Here is a 201-nt window from a genome sequence, read left to right on the forward strand (position 1 = left end):
TTCTGTTGCAAATTTTTGTTGAACTGAAGCAAGAAGAGATGGCGGGCGGTGCTTATGCGGCGGCGAGGATATCGAACTGCTCGGCCAATGACGGATTTGGATTGAAGGCGAACCTCGCCTGTCGTTTGCGCATCATGTGAAGCATTTCGATGCCGTCGAGGATGATGCTTGCGGCTGCGGGAGATTTGAAGCCGAGCATCC

Annotated in this window: 1 pseudogene; it reads right to left on the bottom strand. The window is 53.2% G+C overall.

What is annotated here, in order from left to right:
• Positions 1-52: 52 nt before the first annotated feature.
• Positions 53-201: pseudogene (locus C9427_RS33685) on the bottom strand (IS6 family transposase); the annotation flags it as partial.

Origin of the sequence: Mesorhizobium helmanticense (genome assembly GCF_003034915.1) — a bacterium.
Taxonomy (GTDB): Bacteria; Pseudomonadota; Alphaproteobacteria; order Rhizobiales; family Rhizobiaceae; genus Mesorhizobium; species Mesorhizobium helmanticense.